The sequence below is a fragment of the Bacillus sp. B1-WWTP-T-0.5-Post-4 genome (assembly GCF_009183795.1).
Classification (GTDB): Bacteria; Bacillota; Bacilli; order Bacillales; family Bacillaceae_G; genus Bacillus_A; species Bacillus_A cereus.
In genome coordinates this window covers 695,344-711,614 of record NZ_WEIJ01000002.1, presented here as the reverse complement: position 1 = coordinate 711,614, position 16,271 = coordinate 695,344, and the positions used below count along the sequence as shown (strand labels likewise).

Sequence of the window (16,271 nt, the reverse complement as noted above, 5' to 3'; positions counted from 1 at the left end):
GCATTTTTTTTCAAGATTACTAGCACATATATTTTCTTTCGGAAGAAGGATTTCAGAATCTTTTTCTTGTAGTCATGTTTTATGTCCAAAGTCATATATTGAACTTGTAACACCCTATATGGTATATGCTTAAGGAGGGATAAGAGAATGAAATGTCCGTCATGTCATACAGAAAATGCAGCGGAGGCAAAGTTTTGCGGGAATTGTGGACATTCGTTAACGGAAGAAGTAGTGGCAAGTAGTGGCCAAGAAGAAGGGCCGGAACAAGCACGTGCGGCACAAGCAAAGGAAGCTCGGCCAAATGAAACGGTAGAGCAAGCGAAACGGTTTGCGAGCGGCTATTTTCAATTTTTTAAACATGCATTACAAGCACCGACAGCGATTATGAAAAGCGGCGCTATTGAAGTGCGAAATGGAATTGTAAGTCTTGTTCTTATTTGTTTTTTAGGAGCATGTATTTTTTATAGAATGATGAGTGCAGCATCAGCAGTTACGAGAACATTTGCACCAGATATATCTACTCCCACGTTTTTTGGAGAATCTATAACGGTCTTTTTCTTTTTATTAATTTTAATTTTATTTGTCGGATTTATTATTTTTGTAAGTGGCAAGATGATGAAATCATCTTTTTCGTTTCTTGAAGTATTTGGTATATGGGGAACGATAGCGACGCCGGCTATTGTCATATTAGTCCTTTCTTTTCTTTTTAGTTTCTTATTAATCTTTTTCTTACCTATATTATTATCCGTAGCTGCAACTTATATAGGGATTAGTATAACTGTAGCCGTATTAAAGCTAGACAATGGCGGATTAGATCTCGTTTACACACTTATTATTGCAAATGTTTTAATTGGAATTGCAACGTTCATTGTACTTTGGTCTTACATTAGCACGATAATTCAAGCCTTAACACAGGGAATAACTGGCTTCTAATGAAAAGGTGGTTGACTGAATGAATGTATGTACAAAGTGCGGAGTTCAGTTTGAAGATGGTTTGCAATTTTGTCAAAACTGCGGGTCGAAGAGGGGACGTCCTGTAGTAAAGAAGAACATGAGCGGTGGTGCAAAAGTTGGCATTACACTGTTAGCGTTATTTGTTATAGTGATTATTGGATTGTATTTGTACGGATCGTCGTATTATACGCAGCTGGCACAAGTAGACCGGATGATTACGATTTTACAAGAGAGGGACGGAGAGAAATTAGCTGAGATCGTTACGGCAGATGATCCATCGGTTATGATAACGAGAGAGAGTGTAAAGCCCCTATTTTCATATATAAAAGAAAATCCATCTTACGTAAATGAATTAAAAGGATATTTGAGACAAGGTGAAAAACAACGGGACGGAATAGAAAGAGCTGATTTTTCATTAACGAAAGACGGAAAGTATTTCTTTATATTTGATCGATATAAATTGAAAGCGAAGACGTACTATACAACTTTGCTTACAAATGAAAAAGGCGTATCGTTAAAAATGAACGGAAAAGAAATTGATAAGACAGATGACAAAAGGTTTGAGAAGCAATATGGGCCATTTCTTCCGGGAAATCAAGTGTTTCAATCAGATTATAAAAATGACTATGTAAAATTATCTCGTGAGGAAAAGGTTGTACTTATGAAACAGAGCCAAAATAACGTAACGATAGATTTAACGTTGCAAGGTCAATATATTACAGTTCAAACGAACGCGCCGGGTGCAACATTGTACGTAAATCAAAAACCGGTTACAGCGCTGGCAGGAGAAGAAATTACATGGGGGCCAGTAGCGACTGATGGAAGTGCGACGATTTATTTAGAACGAAATGGAGAAAGCGGACGGGAAACGACACAAGTAGAGACGGTAACGGCACTTTCGTCTTATAATCTTCCATTCCAAAAGAAAAGTACAGAAAAAACAGTTGTTTATAATGTTACTCCAACGCCCGCGACTGGGTATGTATATAATGGTTTCATCTTTCCTGATAGTGATATTCGAAAATTAACGAGCGCAGATTTAACATATTTATCGAAAGAGCAGTTGAAAATTGCTAGAAATGAAATATATGCAAGGCATGGACATATTTTTCAAACGAAAGATATGCAAGCGTATTTTGCAAAACAGTCTTGGTATAGAGAAAATCCTTATTTTAAAGGAAAGTTAACAGATATCGAAACTTATAATATTGAACTAATCAAATCAAGAGAATAGAACACAGGAAAAAAGGTACAGTGCATAACTGTACCTTTTTATGGTTTTTTATCTGAACCAGGATCCCTTGAGAAAAAGATATGAAAGAGAAATGTGACTTTACTTGCTCCTCCTGATGTACTTGCTTGCACATCAGATAAACCATTAGATGTTAAAACACCTTCAGAATGAGGGGGTACGACTATTTTGAGATTATCATCTGATTCTGATGATGCAGTAACTGTTATTGTATCATCAGATAAGTTCAAAATTTTTACAGTGCCGATTGGTAAGATGGACTTGCCAGCGTGTGATGCTGAAGCGAAGCGAGAGCCTTTCCAAATCGTTTGTGGGAAAGTCTCATCATTAGATAACCAAGCACGAGCACTATAGATGGTTGCGTTAATAGAGAATTCTTGATCAAGCGACAAGGCGGGTTTTGGTTCTTTCGGTTCCTCTGGAGTTTGAGCGAGAAGGCCGGCGCACATGTATGTTTCACCTACTTTCAATTGTTACTGTTATAGCATATTAAACATATTGTTTATAAGACACGACAGTTACCTATTCAAGCATAGGTTTGTGCACAAAATTTGAAGATGAAATTCTCTTTCTTTACAATGGAAGTAGGTGTTATTTCGATAAAATATGGAAAACGTAAAGAGTATGTAAAAAAGAAGGAGTGGTAAAGTGAACTATGTCATTATTGGCGGAGATGCAGCTGGTATGAGTGCAGCGATGCAAATTGTTAGAAACGATGAAAATGCAAATGTTGTAACTTTAGAAAAAGGTGAAATTTATTCATACGCTCAGTGTGGATTACCGTATGTCATTAGTGGTGCTATCGCTTCAACTGAAAAGTTAATCGCGCGTAACGTAAAGACGTTTCGTGAGAAATATGGAATTGATGCGAAAGTGCGTCATGAAGTAACGAAAGTAGATACGGAAAAGAAAATGGTGTACGCAGAGCATACGAAGACGAAAGATGTCTTTGAATTTCCGTACGATCGATTATTAATTGCGACTGGAGTGCGTCCTGTTATGCCAGAATGGGAAGGACGGGAATTACAAGGCGTTCATCTTTTAAAAACAATTCCTGATGCTGAGCGCATATTAAAAACGCTAGAAACGAATAAAGTTGAAGATGTAACGATTATTGGCGGTGGTGCCATTGGACTTGAGATGGCAGAAACATTCGTCGAACTTGGTAAGAAAGTAAGAATGATTGAGCGAAATGATCATATCGGTACGATTTATGATGCAGATATGGCAGAGTACATACATAAAGAAGCAGATAAACATCATATTGAAATTTTAACGAATGAAAATGTAAAAGCATTCAAAGGGAATGAACGAGTAGAAGCAGTTGAAACGGATAAAGGTACGTATAAAGCGGATCTTGTTTTAGTATCTGTCGGAGTGAAGCCAAATACTGATTTTCTTGAAGGGACAAATATACGTAAGAATCATAAAGGGGCAATTGAAGTAAATGCATATATGCAAACGAATGTGCAAGACGTATATGCAGCTGGTGATTGCGCAACACATTACCACGTTATAAAGGAAATTCATGATCATATCCCGCTCGGAACGACTGCCAATAAACAAGGGCGACTTGCTGGACTGAACATGCTGGATAAACGAAGAGCCTTTAAAGGTACGTTAGGTACAGGTATTATTAAATTTATGGATTTGACGCTTGCAAGAACAGGATTAAATGAAAAAGAAGCGAAAGGGCTACACATCCCGTATAAAACAGTTAAAGTAGATTCTACAAATATGGCGGGCTATTATCCAAATGCAAAACCACTTTACTTGAAATTACTATATCGATCCGATACGAAACAATTATTGGGCGGGCAAGTAATTGGAGAAGAAGGCGTAGATAAACGGATTGATGTGATTGCAATGGCACTTTTCAATAAAATGAGTATTCACGATTTAGAAGATGTCGACTTAAGTTATGCACCACCATATAACAGCGTTTGGGACCCAATTCAGCAAGCGGCAAGGAGAGCGGAATAGCACTTTTTAAAGTGCTATTTTTTTTACAATGAGGGAGTAAATAAAGTTTCACTTTATTTTGAATATACCCTTTCCCCTTGAAAACATATTACGTATCGCTTATATTTTCATATAGTATTTATTTTTTAAACGAAGCAATGAATGAACCAGGGGGCGCAGTATGGCAATTAACATGAAAACAATCGAAGAATGGATTGCTGAATCAAATGCAAGACATGAAGAAGACTTTGGACACGTTGTGGAAGAAATGAAAGAAGTATGTGTCGGACTTGATAACGCGACATTAATTTATACGAAAAATGTATTTTGTTTCGGTAAAAAAGTAGAAGTATTTTTCTTCTTCCAAGACCATGTCGTGATTGGACAAGAAAAAGACGAATATATTGAGATTGAAAAATTAAAGTATGATGACATTACAAATAGTAACTTAAAAACAAATGACAAAAATACTACGTTAGAATTAAAGTTTGCTAACGGACAATCTATCAATTTAGATAGTTTAAATGATAACTACGGTACGAAAAATTGGTTATTTGCTAGACAAATTAAGAGTATTTTTAAGTTAATCTAGTAAAAAAGCACGCCGATAGACGGCGTGCTTCTAACAATGCAAAGCCCCTTTTAACCAATTCCGCGCTCGATATGCCCCAACTGGAACTTGAATAAGAGATGTTTCATTCCCAGCATCTATTCCGTACAATTGATCACATGAATTTGTATCAAAACTAAGTAAAGGATGCCCGCCCATCCCCATCGCGGTCGCTGCAAAAACGAGTTTATGAACGAGTATACCTGCTTCCATTTGATGGATACGGTACCCTCTATAGCCTAATGCATTTGTATAATAATCTTTCTTTCCGACTACATGTAGGCAAAGTGGTACTTGAAAAAGGTTTACGTTATCCATCGTCATACTAGACTGAAGTGGGTAGCGAAGGTCTCCATATCGAATTGGTTGTATGGAATGTGTTTTACTGTTATAAGCGTAAGCTCCGTTTTCAATATTTTTCACGTTATAAAAACATCCATATAAGGAGACGCGTGTATTTTTATTTGTATACTTACCATCAAGGTCGTTGTAATAGGGGAAGGAGAGGCTCGCTTCTTGTAGTAAAGTAGCGAGCTCAGCTGCATCCCATTTCGTTAAAGTAAAGTCAGCATCAGGGGAATACCGTTTTCTGCAAAGTTGCAAGAAATCATAAGATAAACGCTCTACTTTCGGCAGTTGTACAGCATACTCATGATGTTGATAGTGCTCTTCATGAGCTAGTGTTTGGAAGTGTGCTGTCGATTCGATCATAGAAGCTTCATTTATTTTTGTTATCATCGGATATTCATCTACATGTTTTGAGCGAACGAAATGTTCATGTGCGAGCGGCGGAATTTGTTGCAACAACTCATGAGAAGTAACTGTTTTATTTTCACGGTAATCATTGTGAAACCAATTAGTTTCTGGCTCTGTACTTAAAGGGATAACGGCATACACACTTTCTTCACCTTCTGACAATCCGAGTAAATGGTTCAGTGCACGGTCTAGAAACTGAAAGTATACGCCATTTGTGTAACCGAATTGTTTGGCACATTCAAGTAATTGTCCGATGAGAACACCACTATCTAATCCTTGAAGTCGATATGAAAAGTTATTGTATTTAAAGAAGTTTTTCCAAAACATAGTGGATACGAATGCAGCACCGAAACAATCCTGTATGTTACAGCGATTACCGAGTGCGTCTGCTAAATAAGAATCGAAATTTCCTTCGCGAAGTAAAATAAGTCGGTGATGCGCGGCGTCATAATGGTAAATGCCGTCTGGATAATCGTCAATCTTTAAATAGATATACAATTCATTCGGGTATAAGGCACCACCTGAAGGAATGGATCTACGTAATACATTTCTCTCGCTATTTAGCTGACATAATTGTGTTACACCAAATGAATACCAAAGGTAGTGACCAATCTCATTTAGAGTAGGTGTAGTAGAAGAGTTCGATAAAGATAACGGGATTTCTAAGGAGAGCGGGATGGTAGGTACATTTCGATATAATTTATAAGGAAGCGGTGCGTCTTTCCAGTCCACCTCATGATTTGGCATAATTTCATCGATAGAGAAATGGAGATGATGTAAAAAAGTATCTAGCTGCATGAAATCCCTCCTTTACTATGGAAACGGATGTGGATGTGGATTTAATCTTTCATTTGTTAAAGGTTCGTCTGTATATCCAAGTGTCATCGGTACGGTATATACCCGGTCCAGTCCTGTAACCCGAGTAAGATGGTGTCCGAACGTCATCGGTAACATACCTGGAATAATAACTTTTACACAGTGTAGTCCGTTCTTTTCTATAAGGGGAACGGTTTGATCTACAACGATTACTTCAAGGTCAGATTGATGCAAACGATTTAAAAGTTGGTGGAGATCGGATGTTAAATCCATATCAAATGATTGTGATACATTTATTTCTTGGAACGTTTGCACCGGTGCATCTTCTCGTAAAAGGAAGTGAAGACGTTCTTCCGTTTCTTTCAATCCGTACAGCATACTATGGTCTTCCATTTTATTAACGAAATAAGGATCTTGTAAGCACTTTTCGTAGTATTCTCTTTTGTGCTCGAGCTCATCGTCTGTTATTAGTAACATGCCTGCTATTTCTTGAATGGCGCTTTTTAAGGCTCGAATAGGATCTAAATGAGCGCCTCCCGCACAAACAACGTTCATTCCATTTTCACGCGTATTTTTTGCAATTACCCATAAGCTCGGGATGCCGTGTTCCATCGTCGCATTAAAAGCGTGTAATTCATACCCGGTAATCGTACGTAACCGCTGGATCATTAATTGTAATTCTGTATCATTTGCTGAACTCAGATCAAGGCGGGGAAGAGGTAATTCTGCATACCAAGTGAGTAAGAAGGCATCACGCTCTACAATTTCTAAAATACCGTGAAAAATCGCTTCTTCTAAACTACCGCCAATTGCACATCCATTTGATGTTTCATACACGAAAGCATCTCGATGACCGAGGCTATAATAAGCAATTGATTCAGGAACTAAAAGCGGTCTGTTTTGTGATAAAGAATATCCCCATACCCAGTTTTGCTCATAATCAGGATCAAACGGCTTAAATGGAAAATTATCACGATTGTAATGTTCATTTGCATGTACACCGAGTGTGAGGGGATTTAGTGCATGTTCCTCTAAATCATGAAAACTACCATGCACATTTGTCTTTTTCCCGCGAGGCGACATACCGCAATATCGTTCTAAACCTTCTAAAATAGCAGTTGCTTCACTCACTGCAAATGAATGAGTTCGGCCTGCAACACCTTCATTTCCGAACATTAATGGCATGTTTATAATGACGTCAGCGAATGGTAATAATGAATGCTGCATTTTGCCGTTCAACATACCGACCCGATAATCTAAATAGTCTCGCGTTAAAAATGTGTTTAATTCATGAATGGAACGGCAGCGATACGTTTCGGTGCTTACTTTTAAACTCGGTTGTAAAGAAACTTCCGCCGCATCCGCAGTATCATCAGGTAAATTACTACATACAGGACAGAGAGGATCTGGAAGAAAAGAATGCCGCGTACATTGTAATGTTTGTAAGTTTAGTAAAATAAGTTCATTTTCTAAAGAAGAATGATTATGAGTTAATATTTTTTCTGTTTCTGCGCAAATAAGATGGCACATTTGTAACATTCCATTTTGGGTGGCACGTACATCACGCCTCGTTACATTATCTGCTTTAAAGGCATATTTCCGTTGTAGTTCCCACATTTCTTTTTGATCAAAGCCAGCGATAAAACGGCGTCCATCAGAACAATGGGAACATCCGGGCGTAAGAGGATGAATGTAAGGACCGATAATACCTTCGCCAAATGAAGTAAAACCACGTAACCACGGAATATGATTTGACCGAAAAATTAGCTCAGCGTCATGATGAATAGTAGAAGGAGATCCGTCATGTAATACGAGAGCGAGATGAATATTTTCAGGAAGTTCTTCTGTAAGGGTATGCTGACGAATGATGGAATATTGTTTGCATAATTGATCATGTACATAGTCTGCAAGAAGGCCATCCCCTATAAGTAATATATTTTGAGTCATAGACCGTCCTCCTTTGCAATTAATACCCCATACACACCGTCTAAGTTTTCTTTCAAAAATGGTTCGATTGCTAAATCAAACACGAAGGGATAAAAATTATGTTCTTCTAAATGCTGTAAGGCAAGCTGTAAAGATTGCACACTTGGAATTTCTTCTTCCGCTTGTATTTCCACTCTAAAAGAATCCGTGTCATATAAAATAATAGATGATTCAGGCAAGATATTAGCTCTGTAAGGAGTCTCTTCACTTTGAATGTGTAGCAGTGATAGTTGTAGTGCGCTTCGTAACGCTAACGTCATATTAATATTAGATGCACCGTACCATCTATCATTTATACCAATCCAAATGACTGGAAAACTGAGAATCTCTTCACTCATTGCAATTTTAGGTGTTTCATGAATTGTAGCAAGAGCATCGTAATAAAATCTACAATGTTTATCGTGAATATCAGTTAAATCAATCGTTGTAAGTTCTTCTAGCATATGTGACTGCCGCTCATACAGTTTATTGTTTAAATGTTGTTGTAGTGCCCGGTAAAATCCTTCTGTCATCGTTTCTCCAGCACCGATACCGATATCGTTATGTTCAGGAATAAGGCGGTGAATGATTTCTGCTACATATGTTTCAATTCCTGTTAAACCGGCTTCTCGGCGTGCTTCATTATGAGTCAATCCACTGCAAGTCATAAGAGGCAGAAGGGGAGCTGGGCCATCTGATAGTGGAGTGGCTACTTGAATATAGCACTGTGATAACGGTAATTGATATGAATCTTGTTCATCCCATACATGGAATATACCGGCTTCTTTAGAAGTTAATGAGTCGAAAAAGCGGAATACATCAGTTGAAGTATGTTGGTTCGACCGATGCTCAAGTTTTTCAGAAAGATTTTCTATCGTATCAATTGTAAAACTTTCATCAGTTGCAAGAGGGTGTTTTATAAAAGGATGCCACGTTCCTTCAAGTGTTTCATAGTTTAATAAAAAGAATTGTGATTCTTTTTCACGATATGAATCATCCGCGACATGTTTAAACAATTCAAAAACGATTACATTTGCTAACATGGCAGATGTAATTTGTGAGAAGGAATCCGATGAATTTTCATTTTGCAAAGTCGTTTCATGTAGTCGATGCCATGCGGATTCCCAGCATTCATCACGGTTTTCCATTACGACAGGTCCAGCTATACCGAGTGTTGATAAACAAATAGCTGGTATAAAATTCTTTTTCGTTTCTCTACAAATAGTGTGAACTGTTTTTAAACCGTCAATGTCTCCGTTTTGAGAAACATATAAAATCCAATCAAAAGGTTCGAATACTTCATGCAAGGGACGGTCAATTGTAGTATCGATTTCTTGAAGGAGTACACTGTTATCAACTTCATATGCACGTTCTATTAGCTCATGTATTCTGTCATAGTTTGTTTCATCCCGATCTGTAACGAGGTAATAAAATGTAGGTAAACCAGATTCTAATAAAGAAGAAACTAAGGAAGTGAGCATATCCCCAGAACCAAGTACAAGGACATTTGCTCCGCGGTACGTTTCGAATTTTAAAGCACCTGAATGAGAATCGGCTTCTAAAAATTCAATTTGCGAAGCATATCTGTCGAGTAATGTACTGTTTAATTCATGAGGTGCATCTTGATTTGCATCACGAACGAAACCATTTTCATATAAAATCTCTCCAATTTCAAATACACGGTTTTGATAGGGGAGAGGGAGGCCATCGGTTATTTCGGCTAAAGAATAATTCCCGTTAAACATTGGCATTAATTTTTCAATCCAGTCATAAATTCCATCACCGTCCATACGAAATGAACTGGCGTTATTTCGAAAATAGACACCCCCGTTTGAATCGGGGAGGAAGAAAGTATCCTTATTTACTTTAAGTTTTGCATGAATTGGAAGGTTATTCATTTTAATCCTCCTTACGTTTAGGCATACATTATTACCTTATGTCATGAAATTTGTCCCGTATGAACACAATAAAAAAAGGCTGTAGAATGAATCATTCTACAGCCTTTAATAGATTTTTAATCTATCAACCTTCTAATAATAATGACTTTGGATCTTCAAGCATATCTTTAACAGCAACAAGGAAGCTAACTGCTTCTTTACCATCAACAATGCGGTGATCGTAAGATAAAGCAATGTACATCATTGGGCGGTTTTCCATACGCTCGTTATCAATTGCAACTGGGCGTACTTGGATTTTATGCATTCCTAAAATACCAACTTGAGGGCTATTTAGGATCGGTGTTGACATTAGAGAACCGAATACACCACCGTTTGTAATTGTAAATGTACCACCTTGTAGTTCTTTTAATGAAAGTTTGTTATCGCGTGCTTTTTTACCTAATTCACGAATTTCGCTTTCGATTTCAGCGAAGTTTAATTGGTTAGCATCGCGTACAACTGGAACAACTAATCCATCTGGAGCTGCTACTGCAATACCGATATCATAGAATTTTTTAATGATAAGCTCGTCACCTTGAATTTCAGCATTTAATAATGGGAATTGTTTTAATGCTGCAACAACTGCTTTTGTGAAGAATGACATGAAGCCAAGACGTACATCATGTTTTTTCTCGAAAGCATCTTTGCGTTCTTTACGTAATTCCATGATCGCACTCATATCAACTTCGTTAAATGTTGTTAACATTGCAGATGTTTGTTGAACTTCTACAAGACGTTTTGCAATTGTTTGACGGCGGCGGGACATTTTCACGCGCTCAACTGGTTTTTCGAATTCCGTTTTTGCAACTGGAGCAGGAGCTGGACTCTTTGGAGCAGCTGGTGCTTCTTTTGGTGCTGCAGCATGAGCTTGTACATCATGTGGTCTCACGCGTCCAAGTGGATCTGTACTACGTACGTCGTTTAAGTCGATTCCTAATTCACGAGCCATCTTTCTAGCAGCTGGTGATGCGATAGGACGGTTTGTATTTGGTAACCCTTGTAGTGTTGCAGTTTGCTCAGCACTTGGTGCCGCAGCTTTCGGTGCTTCAGCTGTTTCTTGTTTTGGTTGCTCAGCCACTGGTGCAGGTGTACTTACTGCAACTGGTGCTCCATTAGCATCTAAAATTGCGATAGTTGCGCCAACTTCAACTGTATCCCCAGGTTCGCCTAGTAACTTCGATACAATACCTGAATCTTCTGCAATGATTTCTACATTGACTTTATCAGTTTCAAGCTCAACAACGCTGCCACCTTTCTCAACTTTGTCGCCTACGTTGATAAGCCATTGTGAAATAGTTCCTTCAGTAATAGATTCTGCAAGCTCAGGTACTTTAATTTCGATCATTTTAAATGTCCTCCCCTTATTTGCCTAACGGTGTGTTTTTTCTTCTTTTGTCTTCGGTAATCTCCATTTGTTAGCCTGGCCTTGGGCAGAATATCTGCCCAAGGAACAAGCTAGAAACCTTCATTGTTACTTTTTAGTTGCTGTAAACTTCAATTTCTTGTTTATCTTGACGGAAGTTATACTTTACATCTAAAGCATGTGCAACAATTAGCTCTTGCTCAGCTTTGTGAGCGAATGGATCGCCGCCAGATGGACTAGAGCGATCAGGACGTCCAATGTAGCCCGTTTTCACTTTATCTCCAGCAAGTTCGAACAGAATTGGAGCCATGTAATGCCATGCGCCCATATTACGAGGTTCTTCTTGAACCCAAATGATTTCTTCTAAGTTTTTAAAGCGTTTAATAATAGATTGAACTTTCTCAGCAGGGAATGGGTACAATTGCTCAATACGAACGACATGAACTTCGTCTAAGTTGTACTCATGTTTACCCGACTCGATTTCTGCTGCTAAGTCAATCGCCATTTTACCTGTGCTTAAAACAAGACGTTTTACTTTATTTGGTTTCATGCCAAGGTTTTCTTGTTCTAAAGCAGGTTGGAAACGTCCTTCGCTTAACTGACTAGCAGTTGAAAGCGTAAGTGGGTGACGTAATAAACTCTTCGGCGTCATCAATACTAATGGTCGAACAGCTTCTGTTCCTAAGATAGATGCTTGACGACGCAGGATATGGAAGTATTGAGCCGCGCTCGTTAAGTTTGCAACTGTCCAGTTATTCTCAGCAGCTAACTGTAAGAAACGCTCTGGACGTGCACTAGAGTGCTCTGGTCCTTGACCTTCATAACCGTGTGGTAATAGAAGAACTAAGCCAGATTTTTGACCCCATTTTGCTCTTCCAGCTGAAACATATTGATCAAATAATGCTTGCGCAGTATTTGAGAAGTCACCATATTGCGCTTCCCACATAACAAGAGTTTCTGGAGCGAATACGTTATAACCATATTCGTAACCAACAACAGCAGCCTCTGATAACGGACTGTTATGAACAGAGAACGATGCATTAATGTTTGGTAAGCGATGCAATGGTGAATATGTTTCGTTTGTATCAGTATCGTGTAATACGATATGACGGTGTGCGAATGTACCACGCTGTGAATCTTGACCAGTTAAACGAATTGGCGTACCTTCTTGTAAAATAGAAGCGAATGCTAACGATTCAGCAAGTGCCCATTCAATTTTACCGTTCTCTTCAAGAGCATCTTTACGGCGCTCAAGAATTTTCTTCACTTTCGGATATACGTTAAATCCTTCCGGCCAAGATAGTAGACCTTCATTAATTGCACGAAGTGAGTCAATCTCAACACCAGTATCAATTGACTGAATACCTTTTGCAACAACATCTGGTACTTTAACGTGAATTGTTGCGTCGCTCGTATCAGCTGGTGGTACTTGTGCATAGTCGGATTTTAATTGCTCTTGTGTAAACTGTGTAATTGTTTCAACCTCATCTGCATTTAGAACACCAGCAGCTTGTAATTGATCTGCATAAATTGCTCTTACAGTTGGATGGTTTTTAATTTTTTTGTACACTTGTGGTTGCGTAACTGCTGGATCATCCATTTCGTTATGACCGTAGCGGCGGTAACCAATTAAATCGATTAAGAAATCTTTTTTGAACAACATGCGATATTGAATCGCAAGGTTAGCAGCTGCAAGACAAGCTTCCGGATCATCAGCGTTCACGTGAACAATCGGAATATCGAAACCTTTTGCAAGGTCACTAGAATATTTCGTAGAACGAGAATCATAGCTATCAGTCGTAAAACCAACTGCATTGTTTGCGATAACATGAATCGTTCCGCCTGTTTGATACGCGTTCAATCTGCTTAAGTTGAGTGTCTCAGATACAATACCTTGACCAGGGAATGCAGCATCACCATGAACTAAAATTACGAATGATTTTGAAGTATCTTGATCTGGAAGACCAGATTTTTTACGATTCTCTTGAGCAGCACGTGCGAAACCTTCTACTACAGGATTCACGAACTCAAGATGACTCGGGTTATTTGCTAATGTCACGCGAGTGCTAACTTCTTCGTTACTAACGACTTGTTCTCTACCTAGGTGGTATTTCACATCGCCAGTCCAGCCAGAATTAGCCACTGCGCCTTCTATTTTTGCATGTTTGAACTCAGCAAACATGTGGCTATATGGTTTTTCTAATACGTGAGCAAGTACGCTTAGGCGACCGCGGTGAGCCATACCAATCATGACATCCTCAACGCCGTTTTTAGCACCTTCTAGAACAATTTCATCTAAAACAGGTACAAGCATATCAACGCCCTCGATAGAGAAACGTTTTTGCCCAACGAATGTTTTATGCAAGAATTGCTCGAAACCTTCAACAGCTGTTAAACGTTTTAAAAGAGCAGTTCGTTTTTTATTTGATAGTGGTTGACGCAATGAATTTGATTCCACCATTTGATGCAACCACGCGCGTTCTTCACTATCTTGTATATGAGAAAATTCATAAGCTAAAGATTTTGTATAAACGTCTTTTAATCTATGAATTACATCAAGTGCAGTGTGAATACCTTCTGGTGCATCTGGCCATACTGTTTTCGCTGGAATCGCTTTCAAGTCAGCATCGTTCAGTTCGCTCATTGCTTTCTCAAGAAGAGATTGTCCATTTGCAGCATCTTCCATCGGGTTGATGTGAGCCAACGTGTGCCCGAAAGAACGAATCTGCTCAACAAGTTGAACGACTTTAAGAATTTTTTCAATGTTACCTGTGTTTTGAGGAGAAAAATGTGTTGCTGTGTTGTCCCCTGTTACGACATCATCTTGAAACGAAGGAGCTCCAAAAATTTCAAAAAGCTCTTGTAATTCCGGATCAACAGAACCTGCTCCAGTTACGTAAAGATCATACTGTTCAATAACATAACCAAGGTTCGGACCGTGGAACTTGGCCCAAGGGTTTGTCGTTGTATTCTTCCTCGTCATTTGTTTAAACCTCCCAATGCATATAATCCTTTTCCATACAAAGGTGCATTTTGCTCTTTTTCAATAAGTAATGAATCAATAATCAATGTAAATGTTTTCTTTACTCTTATGTTATTACAATAATTTACATAATACCAAACACTATTACTTATCTGTTTTGTAAAAAAACATTCACAATAACTTATCACCCAAGTTAATCTTTCATGTTATAAAGTAATTTTACAGAAAAATGGGGTGGATATATTTGGTATGCCTATACTAATAGCTATAATTGTTGCATTTAAATATAGGTATAATAGTTAGAATGTTTCGATAAAATCAGTTTGAATTATGTATATTGAAATAATAAGCGCTTTCATAGATATTATACAACAATATAACGGAATATAGTATAAAAAATAAAAAATTATGAATTTATCGTAAACTTTATTTAGATAGTGTTAAATATTGAAAGGAAAGTGAAGGATTTCTACAAAAAAAGTTGCTAAACATAAAAAATGCTCCATAAACAGTTAGTTTCTATAAATATGACGAAAAACACCGTAAAACAAATAACGTATTTCGTGAAATAAAGAAATAAATGAAATATTTTAAAAGGATAAAACAAATATGGAGATATTAAATTTTAAAAAAAGAAGTGAGGAGATATAGTAACAGTTATTTACAGTGTTCCGTGTTTCGCTTCAAAATAGACGTGCTGAAATTGAAAAAAGTTTCTTCTATATAAATAGCGTGAATAATAATCAAAATATATGTAAAGGGAACTTGACGTAAAGTTTCCTTTACATATATACTCGGTATATGGAAGGAGGGAGAAATTTCCTTGGAAAATAAAATGGTCGAATACCGAAAAAAATTTGGACTATCTCAAGAAAAGTTGGCTGAGAAACTTGGAGTTTCCAGACAAACCATTATCTCAATTGAAAAAGGGAAATACGATCCATCACTTCCGCTAGCATTTGAAATAGCGAAAACATTTCAGACAACGATAGAACATGTATTTATTTATGAAGGAAAAGAAGAGGGGGAATAGGGATGAATTATTCACAAAAGTACTTTGTAATTATGGGGATTATTTTTCTATTTATGAGTGGATTTATGATATTAACAGGTATAATGACGCATTCTGCACCGCCAGCCATAACGTATCCATTGCTTGGGATTATGATTATGAGTTTCTGTCTAAGCTACTTGCACCCGCAATTTAAAGAAAAAGACGAGCGAATGAAACTTATTCGTTATAAGGGAATGTTTGTAACCTTTTTTGCATTAACGGCATATTATCTTCTTTTCTCTATCGGCTTAAACTTAAAAATACTTACACTTTCTGCTACTGAATTATTAAATATACTTATGGCACTTACAATGAGTACAGTTTTTATCTCATTTGTTGTTTTATCAAAAAGATATTAAGATGGAAGAGAGAAAGGAAGATTAACATATGCAAATGATGTATGCTTTTGGCATTGGGCTTGTATTATTTTTAGCTGTATTCTTATTTATTCGTAAAGACGTTCAAGGCGGGACGTTAACGAAACGAGGATTTTATAAATTAATCGCCTGTTTAGTTGTTATGCTTATAGCGATTATTGTAATGATCGTTTTAATAAGTCAGTCACTATAGAATGTAAAAACGGAACCTTACTTCGGTAAGGTTTTTCTTTATTATTCAA

General features: G+C 37.6%; 13 protein-coding genes. 7 read left to right on the top strand and 6 right to left on the bottom strand.

Annotated elements, in window-relative coordinates; genetic code table 11:
• Positions 1-147 precede the first annotated feature (147 nt).
• Together GBN91_RS09305 and GBN91_RS09300 are read left to right on the top strand one after the other, a co-directional pair.
• The gene (locus tag GBN91_RS09305) at positions 148-933 is read left to right on the top strand and encodes a zinc ribbon domain-containing protein (protein ID WP_152121401.1); all 786 of its coding nucleotides are present in this window, start codon (positions 148-150) and stop codon (positions 931-933) included.
• A gap of 19 nt (positions 934-952) precedes the next feature.
• Positions 953-2,188 carry a TcaA 3rd/4th domain-containing protein gene (locus tag GBN91_RS09300; RefSeq protein WP_001099934.1) on the top strand — a complete coding sequence of 412 codons (1,236 nt, stop codon included), beginning with the start codon at positions 953-955 and terminating at the stop codon, positions 2,186-2,188.
• 38 nt (positions 2,189-2,226) lie between these two features.
• Here GBN91_RS09300 and GBN91_RS09295 read toward each other — a convergent pair whose 3' ends face one another.
• Positions 2,227-2,655 (bottom strand): hypothetical protein, encoded by a 429-nt coding sequence (locus GBN91_RS09295; RefSeq protein ID WP_000332414.1) that lies wholly within the window; start codon positions 2,653-2,655, stop codon positions 2,227-2,229.
• A gap of 199 nt (positions 2,656-2,854) precedes the next feature.
• On the opposite strand from GBN91_RS09295, the gene GBN91_RS09290 reads away from it, so the two are divergent.
• Positions 2,855-4,189: a CoA-disulfide reductase gene (locus GBN91_RS09290; protein WP_001110231.1), complete on the top strand. Its 1,335-nt coding sequence runs from the start codon at positions 2,855-2,857 to the stop codon at positions 4,187-4,189.
• Positions 4,190-4,349: 160 nt separating this feature from the next.
• Complete coding sequence (locus GBN91_RS09285; protein ID WP_000996781.1) at positions 4,350-4,760, top strand: DUF3908 family protein; 411 nt, start codon at positions 4,350-4,352, stop codon at positions 4,758-4,760.
• 30 nt (positions 4,761-4,790) lie between these two features.
• Here GBN91_RS09285 and GBN91_RS09280 read toward each other — a convergent pair whose 3' ends face one another.
• From GBN91_RS09280 to odhA, 5 genes are all read right to left on the bottom strand, one after another.
• Positions 4,791-6,332 carry a SagB family peptide dehydrogenase gene (locus tag GBN91_RS09280; RefSeq protein WP_152121400.1) on the bottom strand — a complete coding sequence of 514 codons (1,542 nt, stop codon included), beginning with the start codon at positions 6,330-6,332 and terminating at the stop codon, positions 4,791-4,793.
• A gap of 15 nt (positions 6,333-6,347) precedes the next feature.
• Complete coding sequence (locus tag GBN91_RS09275) at positions 6,348-8,297, bottom strand: TOMM precursor leader peptide-binding protein (RefSeq protein WP_069604603.1); 1,950 nt, start codon at positions 8,295-8,297, stop codon at positions 6,348-6,350.
• Positions 8,294-10,213 (bottom strand): putative thiazole-containing bacteriocin maturation protein, encoded by a 1,920-nt coding sequence (locus GBN91_RS09270; protein ID WP_001061566.1) that lies wholly within the window; start codon positions 10,211-10,213, stop codon positions 8,294-8,296. Before GBN91_RS09270 ends, GBN91_RS09275 begins: the two co-directional genes overlap by 4 nt.
• Positions 10,214-10,337: 124 nt before the next feature.
• Positions 10,338-11,597 carry a 2-oxoglutarate dehydrogenase complex dihydrolipoyllysine-residue succinyltransferase gene (gene odhB / locus GBN91_RS09265; RefSeq protein ID WP_000569922.1) on the bottom strand — a complete coding sequence of 420 codons (1,260 nt, stop codon included), beginning with the start codon at positions 11,595-11,597 and terminating at the stop codon, positions 10,338-10,340.
• Between the two features lie 133 nt (positions 11,598-11,730).
• The gene (gene odhA, locus GBN91_RS09260; protein ID WP_152121399.1) at positions 11,731-14,598 is read right to left on the bottom strand and encodes a 2-oxoglutarate dehydrogenase E1 component; all 2,868 of its coding nucleotides are present in this window, start codon (positions 14,596-14,598) and stop codon (positions 11,731-11,733) included.
• A gap of 823 nt (positions 14,599-15,421) precedes the next feature.
• On the opposite strand from odhA, the gene GBN91_RS09255 reads away from it, so the two are divergent.
• From GBN91_RS09255 to GBN91_RS09245, 3 genes are read left to right on the top strand one after another with little or no spacing between them, the layout of a single operon-like run.
• Complete coding sequence (locus tag GBN91_RS09255; protein WP_000428506.1) at positions 15,422-15,631, top strand: helix-turn-helix transcriptional regulator; 210 nt, start codon at positions 15,422-15,424, stop codon at positions 15,629-15,631.
• A gap of 2 nt (positions 15,632-15,633) precedes the next feature.
• Positions 15,634-16,011, top strand: coding sequence for a permease (locus GBN91_RS09250; protein ID WP_152121398.1), 378 nt, complete (start codon positions 15,634-15,636; stop codon positions 16,009-16,011).
• Positions 16,012-16,039: 28 nt separating this feature from the next.
• Entirely contained in the window at positions 16,040-16,222 is a 183-nt protein-coding gene (locus GBN91_RS09245) for a DUF3976 domain-containing protein (RefSeq protein ID WP_001178291.1), read from the top strand.
• Positions 16,223-16,271 lie beyond the last annotated feature (49 nt).

Coding starts and splice junctions, on each gene's coding strand:
- GBN91_RS09305 (WP_152121401.1), top strand. CDS start 148: ATGAAATGTCCGTCATGTCATACAGAAAATGCAGCGGAGGCAAAGTTT.
- GBN91_RS09300 (WP_001099934.1), top strand. CDS start 953: ATGAATGTATGTACAAAGTGCGGAGTTCAGTTTGAAGATGGTTTGCAA.
- GBN91_RS09295 (WP_000332414.1), bottom strand. CDS start 2,655: ATGTGCGCCGGCCTTCTCGCTCAAACTCCAGAGGAACCGAAAGAACCA.
- GBN91_RS09285 (WP_000996781.1), top strand. CDS start 4,350: ATGGCAATTAACATGAAAACAATCGAAGAATGGATTGCTGAATCAAAT.
- GBN91_RS09280 (WP_152121400.1), bottom strand. CDS start 6,332: ATGCAGCTAGATACTTTTTTACATCATCTCCATTTCTCTATCGATGAA.
- GBN91_RS09275 (WP_069604603.1), bottom strand. CDS start 8,297: ATGACTCAAAATATATTACTTATAGGGGATGGCCTTCTTGCAGACTAT.
- GBN91_RS09270 (WP_001061566.1), bottom strand. CDS start 10,213: ATGAATAACCTTCCAATTCATGCAAAACTTAAAGTAAATAAGGATACT.
- odhB (WP_000569922.1), bottom strand. CDS start 11,597: ATGATCGAAATTAAAGTACCTGAGCTTGCAGAATCTATTACTGAAGGA.
- odhA (WP_152121399.1), bottom strand. CDS start 14,598: ATGACGAGGAAGAATACAACGACAAACCCTTGGGCCAAGTTCCACGGT.
- GBN91_RS09250 (WP_152121398.1), top strand. CDS start 15,634: ATGAATTATTCACAAAAGTACTTTGTAATTATGGGGATTATTTTTCTA.
- GBN91_RS09245 (WP_001178291.1), top strand. CDS start 16,040: ATGCAAATGATGTATGCTTTTGGCATTGGGCTTGTATTATTTTTAGCT.